At 64.5% G+C, this 23,409-nt stretch carries 17 protein-coding genes and 3 tRNA genes; 9 read left to right on the forward strand and 11 right to left on the reverse strand.

Annotated features, from left to right (window positions below; genetic code table 11):
• Positions 1 to 4: 4 nt before the first annotated feature.
• Positions 5 to 1,312 (reverse strand): multicopper oxidase family protein, encoded by a 1,308-nt coding sequence (locus C2U70_RS09045; RefSeq protein WP_246666709.1) that lies wholly within the window; start codon positions 1,310 to 1,312, stop codon positions 5 to 7.
• 155 nt (positions 1,313 to 1,467) lie between these two features.
• Here C2U70_RS09045 and C2U70_RS09050 point away from each other — a divergent pair.
• The 6 genes from C2U70_RS09050 (at position 1,468) to C2U70_RS09075 (ending at position 8,956) form a co-directional block, all read left to right on the forward strand.
• A tRNA-Leu gene (locus C2U70_RS09050) sits at positions 1,468 to 1,552 on the forward strand.
• Between the two features lie 187 nt (positions 1,553 to 1,739).
• Positions 1,740 to 3,101 (forward strand): trigger factor, encoded by a 1,362-nt coding sequence (gene tig / locus C2U70_RS09055; protein WP_140977657.1) that lies wholly within the window; start codon positions 1,740 to 1,742, stop codon positions 3,099 to 3,101.
• A 284-nt stretch (positions 3,102 to 3,385) separates the two neighbouring features.
• Entirely contained in the window at positions 3,386 to 4,021 is a 636-nt protein-coding gene (locus tag C2U70_RS09060; protein WP_140977658.1) for an ATP-dependent Clp protease proteolytic subunit, read from the forward strand.
• A gap of 449 nt (positions 4,022 to 4,470) precedes the next feature.
• Positions 4,471 to 5,742, forward strand: coding sequence for an ATP-dependent Clp protease ATP-binding subunit ClpX (clpX, locus tag C2U70_RS09065; protein WP_140977659.1), 1,272 nt, complete (start codon positions 4,471 to 4,473; stop codon positions 5,740 to 5,742).
• Positions 5,743 to 6,065: 323 nt separating this feature from the next.
• The gene (gene lon, locus C2U70_RS09070) at positions 6,066 to 8,489 is read left to right on the forward strand and encodes an endopeptidase La (RefSeq protein ID WP_140977660.1); all 2,424 of its coding nucleotides are present in this window, start codon (positions 6,066 to 6,068) and stop codon (positions 8,487 to 8,489) included.
• Positions 8,490 to 8,551: 62 nt separating this feature from the next.
• Positions 8,552 to 8,956 (forward strand): GFA family protein, encoded by a 405-nt coding sequence (locus C2U70_RS09075; protein ID WP_140977661.1) that lies wholly within the window; start codon positions 8,552 to 8,554, stop codon positions 8,954 to 8,956.
• Positions 8,957 to 9,050: 94 nt separating this feature from the next.
• Here C2U70_RS09075 and C2U70_RS09080 read toward each other — a convergent pair.
• Positions 9,051 to 9,127: transfer RNA gene (locus tag C2U70_RS09080), tRNA-Val, on the reverse strand.
• Positions 9,128 to 9,285: 158 nt separating this feature from the next.
• Between C2U70_RS09080 and C2U70_RS09085 the strand changes: the two genes are divergently transcribed.
• On the forward strand, positions 9,286 to 10,146 hold the full coding sequence (locus tag C2U70_RS09085; protein WP_140977662.1) for a class I SAM-dependent methyltransferase: 861 nt from the start codon (positions 9,286 to 9,288) through the stop codon (positions 10,144 to 10,146).
• A 214-nt stretch (positions 10,147 to 10,360) separates the two neighbouring features.
• Here C2U70_RS09085 and C2U70_RS09090 read toward each other — a convergent pair whose 3' ends face one another.
• The 8 genes from C2U70_RS09090 to C2U70_RS09125 all read right to left on the reverse strand — a co-directional run bounded on the left by C2U70_RS09090 (position 10,361) and on the right by C2U70_RS09125 (position 19,503).
• On the reverse strand, positions 10,361 to 11,338 hold the full coding sequence (locus C2U70_RS09090; RefSeq protein ID WP_186294145.1) for a cation diffusion facilitator family transporter: 978 nt from the start codon (positions 11,336 to 11,338) through the stop codon (positions 10,361 to 10,363).
• Between the two features lie 26 nt (positions 11,339 to 11,364).
• On the reverse strand, positions 11,365 to 14,556 hold the full coding sequence (locus C2U70_RS09095) for an efflux RND transporter permease subunit (RefSeq protein ID WP_140977663.1): 3,192 nt from the start codon (positions 14,554 to 14,556) through the stop codon (positions 11,365 to 11,367).
• Entirely contained in the window at positions 14,549 to 15,526 is a 978-nt protein-coding gene (ihpB, locus tag C2U70_RS09100) for a divalent metal ion exporter adaptor subunit IhpB (protein ID WP_140977664.1), read from the reverse strand. The genes C2U70_RS09095 and ihpB overlap by 8 nt, the downstream gene beginning before the upstream one ends.
• Entirely contained in the window at positions 15,523 to 16,797 is a 1,275-nt protein-coding gene (gene ihpA, locus C2U70_RS09105; protein WP_140977665.1) for a divalent metal ion exporter subunit IhpA, read from the reverse strand. Before ihpA ends, ihpB begins: the two co-directional genes overlap by 4 nt.
• Positions 16,798 to 16,868: 71 nt before the next feature.
• Positions 16,869 to 17,231, reverse strand: coding sequence for a hypothetical protein (locus C2U70_RS09110; RefSeq protein ID WP_246666710.1), 363 nt, complete (start codon positions 17,229 to 17,231; stop codon positions 16,869 to 16,871).
• 345 nt (positions 17,232 to 17,576) lie between these two features.
• The gene (gene pepT / locus C2U70_RS09115) at positions 17,577 to 18,827 is read right to left on the reverse strand and encodes a peptidase T (RefSeq protein WP_140977666.1); all 1,251 of its coding nucleotides are present in this window, start codon (positions 18,825 to 18,827) and stop codon (positions 17,577 to 17,579) included.
• 102 nt (positions 18,828 to 18,929) lie between these two features.
• Positions 18,930 to 19,229 (reverse strand): HU family DNA-binding protein, encoded by a 300-nt coding sequence (locus C2U70_RS09120; RefSeq protein ID WP_140977667.1) that lies wholly within the window; start codon positions 19,227 to 19,229, stop codon positions 18,930 to 18,932.
• A 197-nt stretch (positions 19,230 to 19,426) separates the two neighbouring features.
• Positions 19,427 to 19,503: transfer RNA gene (locus C2U70_RS09125), tRNA-Asp, on the reverse strand.
• A gap of 192 nt (positions 19,504 to 19,695) precedes the next feature.
• Here C2U70_RS09125 and C2U70_RS09130 point away from each other — a divergent pair.
• A complete protein-coding gene (locus C2U70_RS09130; RefSeq protein WP_140977668.1) occupies positions 19,696 to 21,921 on the forward strand; it encodes a tetratricopeptide repeat protein in 2,226 nt (741 codons plus the stop codon).
• A gap of 94 nt (positions 21,922 to 22,015) precedes the next feature.
• On the opposite strand, the gene C2U70_RS09135 is transcribed toward C2U70_RS09130, so the two are convergent.
• Positions 22,016 to 22,219, reverse strand: coding sequence for a hypothetical protein (locus C2U70_RS09135; protein WP_140977669.1), 204 nt, complete (start codon positions 22,217 to 22,219; stop codon positions 22,016 to 22,018).
• Between the two features lie 477 nt (positions 22,220 to 22,696).
• On the opposite strand from C2U70_RS09135, the gene C2U70_RS09140 reads away from it, so the two are divergent.
• Positions 22,697 to 23,409: TonB-dependent receptor plug domain-containing protein (locus tag C2U70_RS09140; protein ID WP_186294146.1), on the forward strand; the 713-nt coding region annotated here is incomplete at its 3' end.

Genomic DNA, 23,409 nt, shown 5'->3' on the forward strand with positions numbered 1-23,409 from the left:
ACTCTCACTCCACCGCGTACCAGCGCACCAGCCGTGGCGCGGCCCAGTCGGCTGCGAACGACTGGATGAGGTAGCGGCCCGGATAGGTCGCCGCGAACGCGATGCGCTGGGTCTGGCCGGGTTCGACCGCAAGCGTGTCCAGCCAATAGGGCTTCCAGCCGTCGTCGAGCCGGTCGAGCAGGCGGAAATGGTGGCCGTGGAGATGGAAGACGTTGGCAATGGGGCCGCTGTTCTTCAGCGCCAGCACGACGGTGCGGCCGGCCTTGGCGCGGAAGATCGGGGCCGCCGAGGCGGCGAAGTTTTGGGGCCGCATCCAACCGCTGTCAGGCGCACCGAGCGCGACATCGAACCGCAGGGCGTTCTTGAGCCCAAGCTCCACCGGCAGCCCATTGGATGGCAGTGGCGGCGGTGCCTGGAGCCGGCTCGATCGCAGTGGTGACTCGGCCGAGGTTACGAGGCGGGCGAGGGGGTGGGCCTCCTTGCCGTCATGCAGCAGGATCGGGGCGGCGGAACCGGGCGCACCGGTCCCATCCAGGAAGACGTCCGCCCGTCCGCCCGGTGCCAGCACCACTGCGCCATTGCGGGCGAGGAACGGCTCGGCCGGCTGGCCATCGAGCGCCATCACCATCACCTCGACGCCCTCGATTTTCATCGCCACGACAGCCCGTTGGCAGCCATTGATCAGGCGGAGCCTCAGCCGCTCGTTCACGCGGAGGGTGAAGTCGGGTGCAACCTTGCCGTTGACGGTGTAGATCGGCGCGATATCGCCACCGGCGGCGCCGGGCATCACCGCCGTGCCGTCCGGGGCGACGCGCCAGTCCTCGATCAGAAAACGCTCGTCACGATCAACCGCAACTGGCTCCGTTTCCTGCACGATCATGGGCAGTGGTCGTGCAGGCTGCCTCACACCGTCTTCGAGCAGGCGAAGATCGACCATCAGGGTCCCGGCGTGAGGCACTGAAATCGTTGAGTTTTCCTTGGCTTTGGCGGCGACTGGCCGCCGGCCCAGCAGGGGCTCGGAAGCGGCGGCGGCGTCGAGCCCGCGCCATGTGATGGCGGCCGGGAACGGTAGGCGATTCTCGAAGCTGATCTCCTGGCTTTGGCCGCGCCTCAGCCTCAGGTCAGGCCCGGCAAATGACCAAACCGGCGTTGCCGGCCCGTTCGGGCGAAGCGAGAGGGTGCTGGGCCCGGCCACGAGGAGGTGGATCTGCGAGGCCCAGACCGGTCTCGCCGGCAGTGACGGAGCAATGGCGGCGGCGGCAATTCCCGCCAGCAGCGCGCGTCGGTTTGGGCGGGATTCGTCGCTTGTCATCAGGCCAATGCGCACCATTTCTGAAGGCAGAAGTCCAGCCGCCTATGGGGCGGCAAGACCTGCCCGGATAAGGCCATTTTTTTGCTGCGAACAGGCAGGCACATGCTATAAGCCCGCCGCCCGCGGCATCGCGGCCGGTCTGGATGCAAATTTACGCGGGCGTGGCGGAACTGGTAGACGCGCTGGATTTAGGTTCCAGTGACGAAAGTTGTGGGGGTTCGAGTCCCTCCGCCCGCACCAAGCGCTCAACTCAAGCGTTTGCACGAGGATTACCGAAGGACCTGTTCCTCATGGGCGATGCGCCCCTCGAGGAGCCGGGTCTGAGAAACCACCGGCGCAAGGCAACACGCCTCTTGCGCCAGATCGATTGATGACAAGCGTCGCGGCGCAAAAGTGCCGCGACCGAACGAGAAGAAGATTGGACGCCATGCAGGTCACAGAGACCCTCTCGGAAGGTTTGAAGCACGAATTCAAGATCAGCGTCTCCGCGGCTGATCTCGATGCCAAGGCCGACGCCAAGCTCGTCGACCTCAAGGACAAGGTGAAGCTCAACGGCTTCCGTCCCGGCAAAGTGCCGGTCGCCCACATCAAGAAGATCTACGGCCGCTCGGTGATGGCCGAGACCATCGACCAGACCATCCGCGACACCAACACGCAGCTCTTCACCGAGCGCGGCTTCCGTCTCGCGAACGAGCCGAAGATCACGATGCCGACCGAGCAGAAAGAGGTCGAGGAACTGCTGTCCGGCAAGTCCGACCTGACCTACACGGTCGCGTTCGAAGTGGTGCCGCCGATCCAGCTCGCCGACTTCAAGAGCTTCCAGGTCGAGAAGCCCGTCGCCGACGTCAGCGACGCCGACGTTGATGATGCGATCAAGCGCATTGCCGACGCCAACCGCGCCTACACCGCCAAGGGCGAGGGTGCGAAGGCCGAATCCGGCGACCGCGTCACCGTCAACTTCAAGGGCACCATCGACGGCGTCGCGTTCGACGGCGGCACCGGCGAGGGCATCCAGGTCGTGATCGGCTCCAACACCTTCATCCCCGGCTTCGAGGACCAGCTCATCGGCATCGCTGCTGGTGACACCCGCACCGTGAAGGCCGGCTTCCCGAAGAACTATGCAAACGCCCAGCTCGCCGGTAAGGACGCCGAGTTCGAGACCACGGCGACGCTGGTCGAAGCGCCGCAGGACGTTGCTGTTGACGACGAGTTCGCCAAGACGCTCGGCCTGGAGTCGCTGGACAAGCTCAAGGAAGCCGCGCGCGAGCGTCTGGTTGCCGAGTTTTCCGGTGCGACGCGCCAGCGCGTCAAGCGCGCGCTGCTCGATCGTCTCGACGAAGCCCATCGCTTCGACGCGCCGCAGTCGCTCGTCGACGAAGAGTTCAATCTGATGTGGAACTCGGTGAAGGCCGAGATGGATTCGGCCGGCAAGACCTTTGCCGACGAGGACACCACCGAGGACAAGGCGCGCGACGAGTATCGCAAGATCGCCGACCGCCGCGTGAGGCTCGGCCTCGTGCTCTCCGAGATCGGCGAGAAGAACAAGATCACCGTGACCGACGACGAGGTGGGTCGCGCGGTGATCGAGCGTGCGCGCTCGATGCCGGGCCGCGAGAAGGAAGTCTGGGACTTTTATCGCAACAATGCCAACGCGCTGGCCCAGCTTCGTGCACCGATCTATGAAGACAAGGTGGTCGACTTCATCCTGGAGCTCGCCAACGTGACCGAGAAGAAGGTTGCGCGCGAGGAGCTCTACAAGGATGACGAGGCGGACAAGCCCGCCGCCTGATGCGAGTCCGTCGCCTCATGAAGGCGTCGCAGCCATCTATTAAGGATGATCCGCGCAAGGGCCCAGCTAGCCAGGTGGCTGGCTGGGCCTGTTTGCGCGAATCAGCTTCAACTGCTTCTGGGATTAAGCCTTAATTCGTTCCGGTCTTGTCTCCGGTGAATTGGCATATATCTGTGAAACCGTCTTTCAAGTCCTGCATCACGGGACGTGCATCACGTCCGGCAATCCCAGCTAAGAACTGCCTTGCCGAAAGCGATGTCCGCTCCGCCAACTTTAGGTGACTCATGCGCGATCCGGTCGAAACCTACATGAACCTCGTACCCATGGTGGTCGAGCAGACCAACCGTGGCGAGCGCGCCTACGACATTTTCTCGCGCCTGTTGAAAGAGCGCATCATCTTCGTGACCGGACCGGTCGAGGACGGCATGTCGACGCTGATCGTCGCGCAGCTCCTGTTCCTCGAGGCGGAAAATCCGAAGAAGGAAATCTCGATGTACATCAACTCGCCGGGCGGCGTGGTGACGTCGGGCCTCGCGATCTACGACACCATGCAGTTCATCCGCCCGCCGGTCTCGACGCTGTGCACGGGGCAGGCCGCATCGATGGGCTCGCTGCTGCTCTGCGCCGGCGAGAAGGACATGCGCTTCACGCTGCCGAACTCGCGCATCATGGTCCACCAGCCCTCCGGCGGCTTCCAGGGCCAGGCCACCGACATCATGCTGCACGCCCAGGAAATCCTGAACCTGAAGAAGCGGCTCAACGAGATCTACGTCAAGCACACCGGCCAGACCTACAAGGCGATCGAGGACGCGCTGGAGCGCGACAAGTTCCTCACCGCCACCGACGCCAAGGAGTTTGGCCTCGTCGACAAGGTGATCGACAAGCGCGCCGAGGAGCCGGCGCCGGCGAAAACTTCGTAAGGGCAACAAGGCGCCCCCGGGATCGCGCGAGCGACCCGGGACCGCCAAGGCGACGTTCACGTTAATGGCGCGTTCCCTGCGGCGCGAAAAACGTGGTCTGCGCCCCGCGACAGGCAGAAAGTTCCGCTTTCGTGCTTGTTTTTCGTGGCAATCCAGCAACGCCGGGGTGATTTCGGTCACTTCTCCCGTGCCAAGACGTGAAATCACGGTATTGTCACGGGTAGCCGGAAGCCCCCGATTAGCGAATTCTTGATAGTCGGGTGACAGCATGGTTGGCTACGACTGATCGGCTATGATCGCGGGAGAATCGAGTGACCGTGATTCGCACGGGATGTAACGCGTAGGGTCTTTTTTTTGGTACGGAATTTGCTCTATTTCAGCTTCATGACGGCCGAAATGCCAGAATGGAGCGATCGGGCGGACGGATCGAACCGCGGACGGAGACAGGAATGAGTAAGGTCGGCACGAGCGACTCCAAGAACACGCTGTATTGCTCGTTCTGCGGCAAGAGCCAGCACGAAGTCCGCAAACTGATCGCGGGTCCCACCGTCTTCATCTGCGACGAATGCGTCGAACTCTGCATGGACATCATCCGTGAGGAGAACAAGTCCTCGCTGGTGAAGTCGCGCGACGGCATCCCGACGCCGAAGGAAATCTGCAAGGTGCTGGACGATTACGTGATCGGCCAGAGCCACGCCAAGAAGGTCCTGTCGGTCGCGGTCCACAATCACTACAAGCGCCTCAACCACCAGACCAAGCACAACGACGTCGAGCTCGCGAAGTCGAACATCCTGCTGATCGGTCCGACCGGCTCGGGCAAGACGCTGCTCGCGCAGACGCTCGCCCGCATCCTGGACGTGCCCTTCACGATGGCCGACGCGACGACGCTGACCGAAGCCGGCTATGTCGGTGAGGACGTCGAGAACATCATCCTGAAGCTGCTGCAGGCCGCCGACTACAATGTCGAGCGCGCCCAGCGCGGCATCGTCTATATCGACGAAATCGACAAGATCAGTCGCAAATCCGACAATCCCTCGATCACCCGCGACGTGTCGGGCGAGGGCGTGCAGCAGGCGCTGCTGAAGATCATGGAAGGCACGGTGGCTTCCGTTCCGCCGCAGGGCGGCCGCAAGCATCCGCAGCAGGAGTTCCTGCAGGTGGATACCACCAACATCCTGTTCATCTGCGGCGGCGCCTTCTCCGGCCTCGAGAAGATCATCTCCGCCCGCGGACGTTCGACCTCGATCGGCTTCGCCGCATCCGTGCTCGCGCCGGAAGATCGCCGTACCGGTGAGATCTTCCGTCACGTCGAGCCTGAGGATCTCCTGAAGTACGGCCTCATCCCCGAATTCGTCGGCCGTCTGCCGGTCGTGGCGACGCTCGAGGACCTCGACGAGACCTCGCTGAAGAAGATCCTGGTCGAGCCGAAGAACGCGCTGGTGAAACAGTACCAGCGCCTGTTCGAGATGGAGAACATCGAGCTCACCTTCGCCGACGAGGCGCTTGGCGCGGTCGCCCGCAAGGCGATCGAGCGCAAGACCGGCGCGCGCGGCCTGCGGTCGATCCTCGAGGCGATCCTGCTCGAGACCATGTTCGACCTGCCGGGCCTGGAAGGTGTGGAAGAGGTCGTGATCTCCCGCGAAGTCGTGGAAGGCACGGCACGTCCGCTGTACATCTACGCGGATCGCTCCGACCGTGCGGTCGAGAACGCCAGCGCGTAAAACGCGCTGGTGCAGCACTTTCGTTTCGTCTGACAAGGCGGCTTGCGGAGAGTGGTTCCGCAGCCGGTGTTGCGTGGCTGTTCAGTTCGCGTAAAGCGCTGAATGGCGTGCGTTTTTCAGTGACTTGACACCCCCCGGGTCGATAGCCACCTAATGTCAACGGCGAGCGAGAATTCCCTTCAAGATTCGCCTCTTTTTCGATCCGGCAGAGCTGGTCCGAAGCTTCGGACCGGACGAAGAAACCGGGTCATTTCGGCACCTTGTGGCGGTTGCGCTGGGTTCAGCGGGCTGCGTGCAAGGGGGCAAAACAAAAGGAACAGGCCATGACAACTCCAAAGCCCCGGCCAACCATCGTTCACGGCGAAACCCACGCCTATCCGGTGCTGCCGCTGCGCGACATCGTCGTCTTCCCGCATATGATCGTGCCGCTCTTCGTCGGCCGCGAGAAGTCGATCCGCGCGCTCGAAGAGGTGATGAAGAACGACGCGCTGATCATGCTCGCGACGCAGAAGAATGCGTCCGACGATGATCCGGCGCCCGACGCGATTTACGAGACGGGTACGCTCGCCAGCGTGCTGCAGCTCCTGAAGCTTCCCGACGGCACCGTGAAGGTGCTGGTCGAAGGGCTCGAGCGCGCGCGCGTCGAGAAATACACCGACCGTTCGGAGTACTATGAAGCGACTGCGATTGCGCTTGCCGACACCGATGCGAAGTCGGTCGAGGCGGAAGCGCTGGCGCGCTCGGTCGTGTCCGACTTCGAGAGCTATGTGAAGCTCAACAAGAAGATCTCGGCCGAGGTGGTCGGCGTCGTACAGGCGATCACCGATTTCGCCAAGCTCGCCGACACCGTTGCCTCGCATCTCGCCGTCAAGATCGCCGATCGCCAGGGCATCCTGGAGACGCTGTCGGTCACCCAGCGCCTGGAGAAGGTGCTTGGGCTGATGGAGAGCGAGATCTCGGTGCTGCAGGTCGAGAAGCGCATCCGCTCGCGCGTCAAGCGCCAGATGGAGAAGACCCAGCGCGAGTACTATCTCAACGAGCAGATGAAGGCGATCCAGAAGGAACTCGGCGACGACGATGGTCGCGACGAGCTCGCCGATCTCGAAGAGAAGATCGCCAAGACCAAGCTCTCCAAGGAAGCGCGCGAGAAGGCGCAGCACGAGCTGAAGAAGCTGCGCCAGATGTCGCCGATGTCCGCGGAAGCGACCGTCGTGCGCAACTATCTGGATTGGCTGCTGTCGATCCCGTGGAACAAGAAGTCCAAGGTGAAGAAGGATCTGGAAGCCGCCCAGGCGGTTCTGGATGCGGATCACTACGGGCTGGAGAAGGTCAAGGACCGCATCGTCGAGTATCTCGCCGTCCAGTCCCGCGCCAACAAGCTGACCGGACCGATCCTGTGCCTCGTCGGGCCTCCCGGCGTCGGCAAGACCTCGCTCGGCAAGTCGATCGCGAAGGCGACGGGTCGCGAGTTCGTGCGCGTGTCGCTCGGCGGCGTGCGTGACGAGGCCGAGATCCGTGGTCACCGCCGCACCTATATCGGCTCTATGCCCGGCAAGATCATCCAGTCGATGCGGAAGGCGAAGTCGTCCAATCCGCTGTTCCTGCTGGACGAGATCGACAAGATGGGCGCCGATTTCCGCGGCGATCCGTCTTCGGCGCTGCTCGAGGTCCTCGACCCCGAGCAGAACTCGACCTTCAACGATCACTACCTCGAGGTCGACTACGATCTCTCCAACGTCATGTTCATCACGACCGCGAATACGCTCAATATTCCGGGCCCGCTGATGGACCGCATGGAGATCATCCGGATCGCCGGCTACACCGAGAACGAGAAGGTCGAGATCGCGCGCAAGCACCTGATCCCGAACGCGGTCGCCAAGCACGGCCTCGATTCCAAGGAATGGTCGATCGACGACGACGCGCTCCTGCTGATGATCCGCCGCTACACCCGCGAAGCGGGCGTGCGTAATCTGGAGCGTGAGCTTTCGACACTCGCCCGCAAGGCGGTGAAGGAGCTGATGATCTCCAAGAAGAAGTCGGTCAAGGTCACCGAGAAGACTCTGGAAGAGTTTCTGGGCGTGCCGAAGTACCGCTTCGGCGAGATCGAGAGCGAGCCGCAGGTTGGTATCGTCACGGGCCTGGCCTGGACCGATGTCGGCGGCGAACTGCTGACGATCGAAGGCGTCATGATGCCCGGTAAGGGCAAGATGACGGTCACGGGCAATCTGCGTGACGTGATGAAGGAGTCGATCTCGGCGGCGGCGTCCTACGTCCGCTCGCGCGCGATCGTCTACGGCATCGAGCCGCCGATGTTCGACAAGCGCGACATCCACGTGCACGTGCCGGAGGGCGCGACGCCGAAGGACGGTCCGTCTGCAGGCGTCGCGATGGCCACCGCGATCATCTCGGTCATGACCGGCATTCCGGTCCGCCACGATGTCGCGATGACCGGCGAAATCACGCTGCGCGGCCGGGTGCTGCCGATCGGCGGTCTCAAGGAGAAGCTGCTCGCTGCTGCCCGCGGCGGCATCAAGACGGTGCTGATCCCTGAGGACAACGCCAAGGATCTCACGGAGATTTCCGATGCGATCAAGGGCGGCATGGAGATCATTCCGGTCTCGCGTCTGGACGACGTCGTCGCCCGCGCGCTGGTGAAGAAGCCGGTGCCGATCGTCTGGGAAGAGGACACCAAGGTGACGGTGAAGCCGGACGGCGACGAAGCCGCCGGCGGCCTGACCGCCCACTGATCTCGAATGAAAGATGATAAAACGGCGCCTTCGGGCGCCGTTTTTGTTTTGGGAGATGACGCGTGCAGATCGACGGGCAATGCCATTGCGGCCGCGTGACCTATGAGGCGGAGATCGACCCCGAGGCCGTGTCGGTCTGCCATTGCACGGATTGCCAGGCGCTGACGGGCTCGCCGTTCCGGGTGACCGTGCTTTGCTCCGGGCAGTCGATCAGGATGAGCGGCGCGGCGCCAAAGGTCTACGGCAAGCAGGGTGACAACGGCCAAACGCGTTTCCAGCATTTTTGCGGCGATTGCGGTTCCCCGCTGTTCACCAGCGGCGAGGGCGATCAGGCCGACGATTGGGGCATCCGCTGGGGCTCGATCCGCCAGCGCGACAAGCTCAGGCCGGTCCGGCAGATCTGGTGCCAGTCCGCCGCGCTCTGGATCGACGCCGTTCCGGGGCTGCCGGGCAGGCCGAGGGATTAGGTCGGCTCGCCGAGCCGAAGCTCGCGGCCAAAAAGCCCGCCTTCGCCCATTGGGCTTCAGCGCGGCAGCCTGCCGTCGCTGCGCGAGCGCAGGCTGGTGGGCGGTCACGGATTCGAACCGCGGACCCTCTCGGTGTAAACGAGATGCTCTAACCAGCTGAGCTAACCGCCCCACGCCGCCTCTTTAGCCCCGCCACAGGTGAATGGGCAAGGGCCGAAGACGCCGCAACCGGGCCCGAATTTGTGAGTGGATCGGCCATTTCGGCGTGGTATCGCTGGCCCGCCAACAACGGCTCCAGCAATCGCGCCGACCCAACGACAGAGGGCCCAATGGAATTGCCAAGCGGACACGCAGAGAACGCCGACCAGATCGCTTATTGGAACGGGCCCGGTGGCCAGCGTTGGGCCGATCGCCAGGCGGCGCAGGAGATCTTGCTCGGACCTATCGCCGATCTCCTGATCGCGCATGCGAAGCCGAAACCGGGCGAGCGCGTCTTGGATGTCGGTTGCGGCTCCGGCGGCTCGACGATCGCGTTTGCGAAGGCTGTCGCGCCTGACGGCTTTGCGCTCGGCCTCGACGTCTCCGGCCCGATGCTGGAGCAGGCGCGGAAAATTGCGCCAAAGGGTCTGCCGCTCGATTTCGTGCTGGCGGATGCGACGGTCTATCCGTTCGATCCCGCAAGCTACGATCTCCTGGTCTCGCGCTTCGGGGTGATGTTCTTTGCCGATCCGATCGCGTCCTTTAGCAATCTGCGCCGCGCGCTGAAACCGTCGGGGCGGCTTGCCTTCATCTGTTGGCGTGAGCCGAAGGAAAACCCCTGGATGATGGCGCCGCTGATGGCGGTCTACAAGCACGTGCCAAAAATGCCGCCGGTCGGACCTGATGATCCCGGCCCGTTCGCCTTCGCTTCCGAGGAGAGGGTGACCCGCATCCTGAAGGGCGCCGGCTTCACCGATGTCGCGATGCAGCCGCACAATCTGGCGATGGACATCGCGATCGGAGGCGGGCTCGATGCGGCCGTCGACGGCGCGTTGCAGATCGGCCCCGCCACCCGCGCGCTGGAGGGACATCCGCCCGAGGTGCGCGAGGCCGCCAAGGCCTCGATCCGCGAGATGCTGACGCCTTATGTGAAGGGGCAGTCGGTGCCGCTGCCGGGCGCGGTGTGGGTGGTGACGGCGAGGGCGTCGTAGGCGCCGCCACACATTCAGTGTCGTCCCGGACAAGCGCGCGGAGCGGCGCGCAGATCCGGGACCCATAACCACAGGGAGTGGTTGTGGTGCGACGCTGGTTACCACGAGTCTTCGCCAAACTCCTCCCTGTGGCTATGGGTCCCGGATCGGCGCGCGCTTGGGGCGCGCTTGTCCGGGACGACGTCGGAAGTTTGGGCGACCGCGCAACTCCCAATCACACCACATCGTCAGGCGCAAGCGCGCAACCATTGTCGGGATGCGTCTCCACCTGCAACGTGGTGTGACCGATGCGAAAACTTGCCTTCAGCCTGTCCGCGGTCTCCATCAGAAAATCGTCGCCGGCGCCTGCGGGCATGACGAGGTGACAGGTCAGCGCCGTCTCGGTCGTGCTGATTGGCCAGACATGGAGGTCGTGAATTGCGGAGACGCCGGGCCGCTCCATCAGAAAATTCTTGATGGCGGCGAGGTCGGTGCCCTTGGGTGCCGCGGCCATCGACATGTCGACGGAGCTGCGTAGGAGACGGGTCGTGCTCCAGAGGATGGTGGCGCAGATGACGAGGCTCGTGACCGGGTCGAGCCAGAGCCAGCCGGTCCAGATGATCAGCGCCGCCGAGACCACGACGCCGAGCGAGACCACGGCATCCGCGGCCATGTGCAGATAGGCGCCTTCGATGTTGATGTCGTCCTTGCGTCCGCGCGCGAACAGTAGCGCGGTGAAGCCGTTGATGAGGATGCCGACGCCGGCGACCACCATCACGGTGACGCCGGCCACCGGCTCCGGCTCGCGCAGGCGCAGAATCGCCTCCCAGCCGATCGCGCCGATCGCGACCAGCAGGAACACGGCATTGGCGAGCGCGGCCAGGATCGTCGAGGCACGGAAACCGTAGGTGAAGCGGCCGCTCGGCGCGCGCTTTGAAGCGACCGAGGCGCCCCAGGCCAGGACCAGGCCGAGCACGTCGCTGAGGTTATGGCCGGCATCGGCAAGGAGTGCAGTCGAGTTGCTGAGATAGCCGTAGATCGCTTGCGCGATCACGAGCGCGGTGTTGAGCGTGATGCCGATCGCGAACGCCTTGCCAAAATTTGCGGGCGCGTGCACATGCCCGGGGCCGTGGCTGTGGTCGTGACCATGGTCATGATCGTGACCGGCATGGTCATGATGATGGTGATGTCCGTGATGGTCGTGGCTGCCCACGTCGACCGCTCCTGCAAATCACCGCGTCATTGTAGGCGCTCTGCCGCCGCCGTCACGGCCTTATCTTTCCGGAACAGCACGTAGAGCGCCGGAAGCACCAGCAGTGTCAGCATGGTCGAGGAGATAATGCCGCCGATGACGACGGTTGCCAGCGGTCGCTGCACCTCGGCACCGGCCCCGGTGGCGATTGCCATCGGCACGAATCCGAGGGAGGCAACCAGCGCCGTCATCAGCACCGGGCGGAGCCGCGTCAGCGCGCCCTCGCGGACGGCGTCGATGACCGGGCGCCCCTCGCTGCGCAGGCGCTCGATGAAGGCGATGATGACGAGGCCGTTGAGAACGGCGACGCCTGACAGCGCGATGAATCCGACCCCGGCGCTGATCGACAGCGGAATCCCGCGCAACAACAGCGCCGCGACGCCGCCGGTCAGCGCAAGCGGCACGCCGGAGAACACCAGTGCCGCATCGGCCGCCGATCCCATGCTCATGAAGAGCAGCAGGAACACCAGCAGCAACGCGACCGGCACCACGATGGTCAGCCGCTTGGTGGCGGAGACGAGTTGCTCGAACTGTCCGCCCCAGCCGATCCAGTAACCCGGCGGCAGCTTGACCTTTTGCGCGACGGCGTCCTGGGCCTCGGTGACAAAGGAGCGCAGGTCGCGGCCGCGGACATTTGCCGTCACGACGACGCGGCGCTTGCCGTTCTCGCGGCTGATCTGATTGGGACCGGGCGCGACCTCGACGGTCGCGACGGAGGACAGCGGCACATAGCGTAGCGCCGCGCCCGGCGAACCCGGGAACGCCGTCTTGGTCACGGCGGCAGGCTCCTCGCCGGGCGGCAGCGGGATCGGCAATGATTTGATCGCATCGGGGTCGGCGCGCAGGTTTTCCGGCAGGCGCACCACGATGTCGAAGCGGCGATCGCCTTCGAACAGCTTTCCCACCGGCTTGCCGCCAATGGCGATCTCGACGAGGTTTTGCACCTCGCTGAGGCTGAGCCCGTAACGCGACAGCGCCTGGCGGTCGAGCTTCACGGTCAGGATCGGCAGGCCCGCGATCTGCTCGGTCTTGACGTCGGCGGCACCCGCGATGCCGCGCATGACGCCGTTGACCTGCTGCGCGACACCCGCAAGCACGTCGAGGTCGTCGCCAAAGATCTTGACGCCGACATCGCTGCGGATGCCCGCGATCAGCTCGTTGAAGCGCATCTGGATCGGCTGGGTCATGCCGTAGGCGGTGCCGGGCAGGGTGTTGGCCATCCGTTCGATGTCTGCGACGACCTCGTCCTTGGGCTTGTCGGGATCCGGCCATTGGTCGCGTGGCCTCAGCGTGACGTAGGTGTCGGCGGCGTTGGGCGGCATCGGGTCGTTGGCGATCTCAGCCGTGCCGACCTTGGAGAAGATGGTCGCCACTTCCGGCACCTGCTTGACCGCGTTCTCCAGCCGGATCTGCAGGTCGACACTTTGCGTCAGGCTGGTTCCGGGAATCCGGATGGCCTCGATGGTGATATCGCCCTCGTCGAGGCTCGGGATGAACTCGCCGCCCATGCGCGCGGCCGCGACCACGCTGCCCGCGACGATCAGCACGGCGCCGAGCACGACGGCGCCGCGGTGACGGACGGCACGATCGAGCAGCGGCACGTAGAGCCGCTTCGCCATGCGCATGAAGATGTTTTCCTGCTCGGACACCTTGCCGCTGACGAGGATCGCGATCGCGGCCGGCACGAAGGTGACGGAGAGCAGGGCCGCGCCGGTCAGGGCCATCACCACGGTCAGCGCCATCGGTGTGAACATCTTGCCCTCGGTGCCGGTCAGGGTCAGGACGGGCAGGTAGACCACGGCGATGATGAGCGTGCCGAACAGGCTGGGCTGGATGACCTCGCGGGCGCCGGCGTGCACGGTCTGCATTCGCTCCTCCAGCGAGAGCAGGCGTCCGCGCCTGTGCTGCTGTTCGGCCAACAGCCGCAGGCAGTTCTCCACGATGATGACGGCGCCATCGACGATGATGCCGAAGTCGATCGCGCCAAGACTCATCAGGTTGGCGCTGACCTTGCTGCCGACCATGCCTGATATCGTCAGCAGCATCGAGAGCGGGATGACGCAGGCGGTGATCAGGGCGGCGCGGATATTGCCGAGGATGAGGAACAGCACCGCGATCACCAGCGCCGCACCTTCGAGCAGATTCTTCTCCACGGTTTCGATCGTGGCTTCGACGAGATGGGTCCGGTCGTAGACAGCCTTCGCCACCACGCCCTCGGGCAGCGATTTGGCGACGTCCCTGAGTCGGGCCGCCACGCGCTGCGCCACCGAGCGGCTGTTCTCGCCGATCAGGAGCATGGCGGTGCCGAGCACGGTTTCCTTGCCGTCGGCCGAGGCCGCGCCGGTGCGCAGGTCCTGGCCCTCGCGGACGTCGGCGACGTCGCGCACGCGCACCGGCACGCCGCCGCGCGAGCCGATGACGATGTCCCTGATCTCTCCGATATCGGCGACCTGACCGGGCGCACGGACCAGATATTGCTCGCCGTTGCGCTCGATATAGCCCGCGCCGACATTGATGTTGTTGGCCGCGAGCGCGGTCATGATATCGCGGAAGCCGAGCCGGTAGGCCATCAGGCGGCCGGGGATCGGCAGCACGTGGAACTGACGCTCATAGCCGCCGATCGAATTGACCTCGATGACGCCGGGGACGGTGCGGAGCTGCGGCTTGATGATCCAGTCCTGGATGGTTCGCAGCTCAGTCGGCGTAAAATCGTTGCCGGTCGGTGATTTCGCGCCCGGCTTTGCTTCCACGGAGTAGACATAGATTTCGCCGAGCCCGGTCGAGATCGGCCCCATCGCGACCTCGACGCCCCCTGGCAATTGCTCGCGGGCCTGCTGGATGCGTTCGTTGACGAGCTGGCGAGCGAAATAGATGTCGGTGCCGTCCTGGAATACGACGGTGACCTGGCTGAGACCGTAGCGCGAGATCGAGCGCGTATATTCGAGTTTTGGCAGGCCACCCATCGCGGTCTCGATCGGGAAGGTGATGCGCTGCTCGGCTTCGAGCGGCGACAGGCCGGGCGCCCGCGTGTTGATCTGGACCTGAACGTTGGTGATGTCGGGCACGGCGTCGATCGGAAGCCGCGTGAAATTCCAGGCGCCGTACGCGGCCGTCCCAAGCGTGACGATGATGACCAGCCAGCGCTGGCGGATCGAGAAGGCGAGGAGGGCATCAATCATGGTCGCCGTCTCCCTTGCCCATCTCCGCCTTCACCACAAAGCTGTTCTCGGCAACGTAGCGCTCGCCGGCGGACAGACCGGCCCTGATCTCGACGTAACGGGGATCGGACTCGCCAAGCTCGACGGGACGCGCCTCGATCTTGTCGCCCTCCTCGCGGACGAAGACGATGGTCTTGCCTTCCAGCGTCTGGATCGCGCTCTTGCGGACGGCCACTGCCACGTTGCGCGCCGCAAGGATCAGCCGCGCCGTGACGAACAGGCCGGGGCGCAGCCGCCCGTTCGTGTTGGTCAGCACGACACGCGCCAGCGCGGTCTGGGTCTCGCTACTGCCGACCGGCGCGAGATAGGAGATCGTGCCCTTGATCTCGCCGCTGAAGTCGTCGGGATCGATCAGCACCTCGTCACCCAATCGCACGCGCCGCAAATCCTGCCGGTAGATCGACAGGTCGACCCAGATGCTGGAGAGATCGGCGACCACGAAGGCCGGCTTCTGCTCGGAGGCGTACTCGCCGAGCGAGATCTGGCGCTCGATGATGGTGCCGCCGATCGGCGCCTTGAGATCGTAGACCGTCAGGCTCTGATTGCTCTCGATCGAGGCGAGCAGATCGTCCTTGGCGACCTTGTCGCCGATCCGCTTCAGGATCGATTTTGCGATGCCGGGGAAGCGCGGCGTCACCTGCACCACGGCTTCCTGGTTGGCGCGCAGCATGCCGTTGAAGGACAGCGTATCGGTCAGCGTGGCGCCCGCGGCCTCCGCGAGCGTGACGCCGGCTGCTGCGAGCTTGACGTCGCTGATCCGGATGCGGTCGGCGCCGTGCTCATCCTGCTCGACATGCTCCTTTGCGGGCTTCTCCGGCTTCTTCTCTGCTTGCACGGTGCTCTCGACCCTCGCCGGTGCGAGCATCGCGTAGCCATAGGCGCCGAGCCCGGCCGCGACCAGCGCGGCGATGATGGTGGAGGAGGTCTTCATCGCGCGCTCTCCCGCGCCAGCGTAAAGGGATTGCCGACCAGGCCTTCGATGGTGGCGATGGCGGCGTGGAAATTTTGCAGGGCTTCCTGTTCGCGCAGCCGTGCCTGGGTGACGCTGGCCTGTGCGTCCAGCACCTCCAGCAGGGTGAAGCGGCCCTGGCCGTAGCCCTGCGAGATCGCCTCGGCTGCTTCCTGCGCCTTAGGGATGGCGACCTCGCGCAGCACGGCAAGCTCGCGCAACGAGCCTTGGAGCGAGTCGTAGGCGCGGCCGGCGATCACGATCAGCGTGTTGCGGTTGGCTTCGCGCTCGGCCCTGGTCTTGGCGAGGCTCTCCTGCGCGGAGAGGATGTTGCCCTGGTTCTGGTCGAATACGGGGATCGGTACCGACAGCGTGAGCCGCACGGCGTCGTCATTGGTTTCATTGAAGTGGCGCCAGCCTGCAGCGATCCGCACGTCCGGATAGGGTTTCAGGCGTGCCAGCAGCAGTTCGGCATTGCGCTGCGCGAAAACGGCGGTCCAGCGCACCAGTTGAGGATTGGCGTCGATGGCCGCGACGACCGATTGGAACGAGGGCGGCCGGCCGATGGTCTCGAGCCGTCCGGACACCTCGCCGTATTTCGCATTGGCGTCGCCCATCAGCACCGCGAGCTCGCGCCGGGCGCTCGCCAGGGCCGCCTTGAAGCGCTCGCGATCGGCTTTGACCAGCGCGGAGGCGACCTCGGCGCGGCCGGTCTCGGCCGGCGAGGAGGCACCGGCCTCGACGCGCCGACGCAATAGCGGCGTCAGGCGATCGATCGCGGTGACCTGCTCATCTAGGATCTGGATGCGGCGCTGAGCGCCGAGCACGCTGAGAAACGCAATCGCGGTCTCCGACAGCACCTCTAGCCTGATCGCCTTGCGCTGGATGGTGGCGACGTCGATGCCGGCTTCGCCCGCGGCGATCCGCGCCTCGCGCTTGCCGAACAGCTCAAACCCCTGGCTGATCTGCAGCGTGGTCTCGGCCGAGCGCGTGCCGCGGTACTTGCCGGAGCCGAAGGAATTGTCCTGCTCATAGGAGAGTTCCGGATTGAGCAACGCGCCGGCCTGGATGCGCTGGCCCGTGGCGATGCCGACGTCGCGCTCTGCCGCGGTGAGGCGCGGGCTCGCGTTGAGCGCGCGCGTCAGCGCCGTGCGCATGGTCAGGGTCTGGGCGTGCGCGGATTCGCTCTGGAGCCCGCCGATGAGAAACGCCGTCGCGCACGCCAGGCGCGCGGCAGTTCGCCTGCAAAACATGGAACGACCTGTGAAGGACTAAGCCTTATCGAGGAAGAGTCATGGGCGCACGCGGCGCCCGGCTGATCCGTTCAGGTCAGAGATTTGGGGGGCGGGGAGTCCGTGTCGGGGACGATGCCCGCAAGTGTCGGCAGACGCGGCGAGGCCGGAAGGCTCACGCGTTCAGCCCTTGTGACCGGCAATACGGCTTGGGCGATGGCAACCGAGAAGCAGCCATGGCAGTGATCGCCGGCGATGGCCTTGTGATCGGCGTGCCCGGAGGCGGCGCCGAGCAGGGTGACCATCTCTGACCTGTTCGATGAGGCCGTCGCATCGAATTCGTAGACGCCGTGCAGCGTGCCCGTCAGCAGATACAGGGTCGCAACGAACGCAGCCAAAAGCCCGCGCCAATTGCGCAGGTGGATAAATCCTTTGGGCCGGCGGATGGCGAACACGTCGTCACTCTCGTTGCGTTGTCGGTCGGCCTAGCACGGCGGCAGGAAGAGTGTCGACGTGCAATCGTGTACGTGTGGGGAACTCGTTGTCGCGGGCAGCCGGTGCGCGAAACTGCGGTCAAACTGCAAGAGACCGCCCCGGCGAGCGCGTTTTTGCAGAAATTGCCTGGCTTCTGACCAAACCCGGCGCCAGGTCCGCGTCTGGCCGATGATGCCAACATACACCTGATTTGCCCGACGCGTAAAGCAAATTTCGTAAAAAGCGAAGTCATCGGTTGACCGCCCCCGGCTACTGTGCATGGGGTTGTTTTCGGTTCTTATTTGGGGGCCCCTCCAGGACGGAACCTAAGCCCGCTCCTCCCAGATCATCGCGAGATGCACGATGGTCTGCACGGCCTTCTCCATGTCCTGGCGGCTCACCCATTCCAGCCGCGAGTGAAACGCATGTTCGCCGGCAAAGATGTTGGGGCAGGGCAGGCCCATGAAGGAGAGGCGCGAGCCGTCGGTGCCGCCGCGGATCGCGGTGCGCATCGGGCGCAGGCCGGCGCGGCGGATCGCCTCGATGGCGTATTCGAGGACGTGCGGGTGACGATCGATCACCTGCTTCATGTTGCGGTACTGCTCCCTGACCTCGAACTTGTAGGTCGAGCGCGGATAGTTCTTCATCACGTCCTTGACGATGCCCTCGAGCAGGGCCTCCTTCTCCTTCAGGCCCTCTTCGGTGAAGTCGCGCACGATGAAGGACAGCGTCGCCTGCTCCAGCGCGCCGGAGATGCCGATCGGATGCAAAAAGCCCTGCTTGCCGGAGGTCGTCTCCGGTGAGCAGCCTTCCTTCGGCAGGCGGTCGACGATGGCGGCTGCGATCTTGATCGCGTGCTCCATCTTGCCCTTGGCATAGCCGGGATGGGCGCTGACGCCGTGGATGGTGATGGTGGCGCCGTCGGCGGAAAAGGTCTCGTCCTCGACGCAGCCGGCGCTCTCGCCGTCCATGGTATAGCCGAAATCGGCGCCGAGTTTCTTGATGTCGACATTGTCGACGCCGCGGCCGATCTCTTCATCCGGCGTGAACAGGATCTTGATGGTGCCGTGCTTCACCTGGGGATTGTTGATGAAGAAGTTTGCGGCATCCATGATCTCGGCGACGCCGGCCTTGTTGTCGGCGCCGAGCAACGTCGTGCCGTCCGTGGTGATGATGTCGTTGCCGATCTGGTGCTTCAGCGCGGGATGCTCGGCAAAGCGGATCACCTGGGTCGGATCGGCCGTCAGGGTGATGTCGCCGCCGCGATAGTTCTTCACGATCTGCGGCTTGACATCCTTGCCGGTGACGTCGGGCGAGGTGTCCATGTGCGAGCAGAAACAGATCACCGGCACTTTCTTGTCGGTGTTGGCCGGGATCGTTGCGTAGACGTAGCCGTAGTCGTCGAGATGGGCATCGGTGACGCCGATCGCCTTCAACTCGGTGACGAGCACGCGGCCGAGATCCTTTTGCTTCTCGGTCGAAGGCGAAGATGGCGACTCGGGATCAGATTGTGTGTCGATGGTGACGTAGCGCAGGAAGCGTTCGGTCACGGTATGCGTGAAGGTGAGGGAGGACATTTCAGTTTCAAACCGCCGGATCAGGTGAGCTTTGTCGGTATAACAGGAAAGCGCCATTCCGGGGACCGTAACAGGACCGCGGCGGCGTTCGGGCGCGTCCCGTCAGATCGCTTCGGCGAGTTCCTTGGCCGGGCGGAAGGTGACCTTCTTCTTAGCCTTGATGTGGATGGCCTCGCCGGTCGAGGGGATCCGGCCCATGCGGGCGGCGCGCTTGCGCACCTGGAGGATGCCGAGGCCGACGATCCGGACGCGGTCGCCCTTCTTCAAGTGCTTGGCGATCAGGTCGATCGTCTCGGTGAGGATGGCCTCGGCCTGCTTCTTGGACAGGTCCTGGGTCTCCGCGACGTCGGCGGCGAGGTGCCTGAGCGTAACGGTGGCCGGAGCCGCTGCCTTCTTCGCCATGTCGGGCCTCCTCATCGCGAAAATGGCCCGGGAACTCCCAGAATTCGGGCCAAGAATCTGCCAAGTATCGGGCAGACCTAGACGATTCGAGGCGAGCGTGCCTATGCGGCCCATCGGCCGGGAAGGAACCTTGCGCCCCGCGCAGATGGCGCGGCAGCTCGCTCTTCAGGCTAAGTTTATGAGGGGATTGCCAAAAATGGCGCGAGAGACGGGGCTCGAACCCGCGACCTCCGGCGTGACAGGCCGGCGCTCTAACCAACTGAGCTACTCCCGCGTGACGCGATATGTCCGCGCGGAACGAGGGGGGACTTAAAGGCGCGGTAGGGTGAAGTCAAGGACGTTACGTGACGGGGTAGATGGTCCGTGCCGAGGCGCCCGATCGGCGCGCCGACGAGGTGCCTGCCGGCTCCGAATCAAGCAATCGTGCTAGACGTGCCGCCGGGTAATCCACGGGATGAGAAGCGGCTTGCAAAGCAATATCGGCTCGCGTGCGTTCCAGAACGCAAGGCTTCAGAAGAAATTCAAGAAGGAGGCGGAGGCCCTGCTGGCGGCGGCCTACGCCGCTTTCGGCAATGGCCGCCGGGCCGAGGTCGAGGCGAACTGTCGCCGGATCCTGCAGGTCCTTCCCGATCATTTCGACGCGCTGCATCTGCTTGGGGTCTGCCTGAGCGACGCGAAGAGGCTGGATGAGGCCGAGCAGTTGCTCCGCGCCGCGCTGACCGTCAACCCGCGCTCGGCCAACGTCCATTGCGACCTCGGCACCGTGCTGTTCGAGCTCAAGCGCTACGAGGACGCGAGGGTCTGCCAGGAGAGGGCCGTCGCGCTCGATCCAAAATTCCCGATGGCCCTCACCAATCTCGGCAATACGGTGATGCATCTCGGGCTCGCGAAGGACGCCATCGAGCTCCATGACCGCGCCATCCGCCTAAAGCCCGACTATGCCGACGCCTACTGCAATCGCGGGATGGCCGAGCTGCGGCTCGCGCAACACGAGAAAGCCGCACAGAGTTTTGAACGCGCGCTGTCGCTACAGCCCCGACATCTGGAGGCGATCGCTGGCCGGGGCATCGCAAACCTCGAACTCTGCAACTTCGAGGTCGCGGAGGCCGCGTTCAACCAGGCGCTCGCGCTCAGGCCGAACTCCCCCAGGGTGCTTGCGCAGCGCGCACGGCTGCACCTCGTGTTTCATCGGCTGCCCGAGGCCAATGCCGATCTGGATGCGGCGCTCGCACTGTCGCCGAGGCTCGAACTGGCGCTGCGGAACAAGGCCCTCGTCAGCCTTCACCTGAAGCACACAACTTCGGCGATGGCGACGTGCAAGACGCTGCTCGAGGAAAATCCACGCTCCGAAGTCGGGCTCGTGCTCTTGGGCGCGTGCCTGGCAAGCCTCAGCGAAATCGACTCGGCTCTCGAGCACTTCGATCGCGCGATCGAGATCAAGCCGGATTTCGAGGATGCGATTACGCACAAGATCTTCACGCTCGATTTTCTGCCCACGGCCGATTTCGCCGTGCTTCAGGCGGCGCGGCGTTATTGGTGGGATGCGATCGGAACGACGATCGCGCAGCGGGAGTTGCCGCCGCGAGACCTCGATCCGCAGCGGCGGCTCGTCGTCGGCTACGTCTCCGCAGACTTCAGGAAGCATTCGGCGGGCTTCACCTTCCTTCCGGTGCTGCGCCACCACGATCGCGCCGCCTTCGAGGTCATCTGCTATTCGTGCTCGAATCGGGAGGACGAGGTGACGGCCGAGTTTCGCAAGCTCGCCGATGGCTGGGTGGACGCGACGGTGCTGACGGACGAAGCACTGGCCGACCGTATCGTGGCCGACAAGGTCGATATCCTCGTCGACCTCTCCGGTCATTCGGCGGGCAACCGGCTGCGCGTGTTTGCGCGCAAGCCTGCGCCCATTCAGGTCTCGGCCTGGGGCAATCCGACCGGTACGGGACTCCCGACCATCGACTACGTGCTGGCCGATCCGATCTCGATTCCGCAATCGGCGCGGCATCTGTTCGCCGAGAAGATCTACGACCTGCCGTGCATGCTGACGGCGGAGCCGATGCCGGGCCTGCACCGGCCCGAGCTGCCAATGCTGCGCAACGGCTACGTCACCTTCGGCGTGTTCAACCGGATCGACAAGATCTCCGACGAGGTGCTTGTGGTCTGGGTCAAGCTGCTGGACGCCGTGGCCGGATCGAAGATCATGATCAAGCATGGTGCGCTCGACGATTCCGGGCTGCGCGACGCCCTGATCGGCCGCTTCGTCGAGCGGGGCATCGCCGCGGATCGCATCGTCTGCCTGGGCTCGACGGCCCGAGACGATCATCTGCGCGCCTACGGGGATATCGACATCTCGCTCGACCCGTTCCCGCAGAACGGCGGGGCCAGCACCTGGGAATCGCTCCACATGGGCGTGCCTGTCGTCGCCAAGCTCGGAACCACCACCTCGTCGCGCGCTGCGGCCGCCATCCTGAAGGGCATTGGTCTGGACGACTGGGTTTCCGACGATGCCGAGGGTTATGTCGCGATTGCCGAGCGGTTTGCCCGGGCGCCGGACAGCCTGGCGGCGCTGCGACGCGAGCTGCCGGCCCGGATTGAGGCTTCCGCGGCTGGAAATGGCGCGCTTTACACCCAGGCGGTGGAAGCTGGCTATCGCCAGTTCTGGCGCGACTATGGTGCGTCACAAGCGAAGTGATTCAATAGTTTAGGCGCCAGACCTCAGATTAAGCCACAAAATCAAAAGGCCGCCCAAGGGCGGCCGTTCGGTCTCAAAATGGGTCTTTTCGACGTTAGCGGATTTCCGAGGTCGCCGAGCTCGTCACAACCACCGGCTTGCCGGCCTTGATCACATGGGCGGTCTGGGCGGTCTGGCTGTAATCGACATTGGTCCGCGCCGCGATCCCGAAACCCGCCACCAAGGTACCGGCAACCAGCGCCACCACCACGATTTTCAGGTGCGTCGCACGATCAGCAGAGTGAATTGAGTGGTTCATTTGAGCCTCCGGACGGGCTTTTGCGCCGTCTGTTGGCTCGTTTTCTAAGGTCCATCTGTTTCCGGATCGTTTCGCGGGTTCCGCAAAATGGTTTCATCCGGCGGATTCCCTGGTTTCGTCCTCGGCCGCCCGAAACGGGCCAGCCGGGGCCGGTTCCCGGCTCAGGTGGCCGCCCCGGGTGGTGGCGCGTTGTAGTTACCGCAACGATCACTGGAAGCTGCGGGCGCCGCGATCATCTTAGGCCGAAGATCAAGTTCTGTTGCGAGGCCGGAAAGTGCGGCCTGAGCGGCTCTCGCCTCCTGCATCGCGCCGCGCTTCGGCTCTGTTTTGAATCATTCTTGGATGCGCTCTAAGAGGCATTCAATTAGGCCTCGCGCATCCACTCGCATAAGCGTCACTGCATCGCATGTCGTCACGGGACTGCCGGCATGACGGAACGAGCAAGCAGTTTGGGGTGGCGCGTTGAATTCTCTGGGAATGTTGCGGTCGGCCGTGTTGGCGACCACGTCCGCATTGGCATTGTTGCCGCAGGCTTCGTTCGCACAGTCGTCGTCGCCCGGCGGCGCGCAGAATTTGCCGCCAGTGTCAGTCGCGTCGCCCGAGACACGGCGCCCTGTTGCGAGCAGCGCGCCGCGTCGTGTCGCGCGCCCGGTCCTCACCACGAGCGGCCGGAAGCCGGAGCCTCAGCGCGACGTGCGATTTGTCGAGACGCCGCGCGGTCCGATCCAGGGTTACGTTGCAAGGCGTAGCGGCTCCGGCACCAAGACCAACACGCCGATCATGGAGACGCCGCAATCGCTCTCCGTCGTGGGCGCCGAGCAAATCCGCGACCAGAAGCCGGGGAAGCTCGACGAGGTCCTGCGCTACTCCGCCGGCGTCCGCGCCGGAACCTTTGGCGCCGACACCCGCAACGACTGGTGGCTGATCCGCGGCTTCAAATCGGATGACGTGGGCCTGTTCCTCGATGGCATGCAGCTGTTCTACACGTCATATGCGAGCTGGAAGCTGCCGCCCTTCAATATGGAGCGCGTCGAGATCCTCCGTGGACCGTCTGCGGTGCTGTATGGCGGTTCGAGCCCCAGCGGCATCGTCAACGTCATCAGCAAGATGCCTCCGACCGAGCCGGTCCACTATCTCGAGACCGGCGTGAACAACTTTGGCAACGCCTATGTCGGTTTCGATGTCGGCGG

It is taken from the genome of Bradyrhizobium guangdongense (genome assembly GCF_006483445.1).
Taxonomy (GTDB): Bacteria; Pseudomonadota; Alphaproteobacteria; order Rhizobiales; family Xanthobacteraceae; genus Bradyrhizobium; species Bradyrhizobium guangdongense_A.

Coding starts and splice junctions, on each gene's coding strand:
- C2U70_RS09085 (WP_140977662.1), top strand. CDS start 9,286: ATGGAATTGCCAAGCGGACACGCAGAGAACGCCGACCAGATCGCTTAT.
- clpX (WP_140977659.1), top strand. CDS start 4,471: ATGAGTAAGGTCGGCACGAGCGACTCCAAGAACACGCTGTATTGCTCG.
- C2U70_RS09120 (WP_140977667.1), bottom strand. CDS start 19,229: ATGGCGAAGAAGGCAGCGGCTCCGGCCACCGTTACGCTCAGGCACCTC.
- C2U70_RS09135 (WP_140977669.1), bottom strand. CDS start 22,219: ATGAACCACTCAATTCACTCTGCTGATCGTGCGACGCACCTGAAAATC.
- C2U70_RS09045 (WP_246666709.1), bottom strand. CDS start 1,312: ATGACAAGCGACGAATCCCGCCCAAACCGACGCGCGCTGCTGGCGGGA.
- C2U70_RS09095 (WP_140977663.1), bottom strand. CDS start 14,556: ATGATTGATGCCCTCCTCGCCTTCTCGATCCGCCAGCGCTGGCTGGTC.
- ihpA (WP_140977665.1), bottom strand. CDS start 16,797: ATGTTTTGCAGGCGAACTGCCGCGCGCCTGGCGTGCGCGACGGCGTTT.
- tig (WP_140977657.1), top strand. CDS start 1,740: ATGCAGGTCACAGAGACCCTCTCGGAAGGTTTGAAGCACGAATTCAAG.
- C2U70_RS09060 (WP_140977658.1), top strand. CDS start 3,386: ATGCGCGATCCGGTCGAAACCTACATGAACCTCGTACCCATGGTGGTC.
- lon (WP_140977660.1), top strand. CDS start 6,066: ATGACAACTCCAAAGCCCCGGCCAACCATCGTTCACGGCGAAACCCAC.
- ihpB (WP_140977664.1), bottom strand. CDS start 15,526: ATGAAGACCTCCTCCACCATCATCGCCGCGCTGGTCGCGGCCGGGCTC.
- pepT (WP_140977666.1), bottom strand. CDS start 18,827: ATGTCCTCCCTCACCTTCACGCATACCGTGACCGAACGCTTCCTGCGC.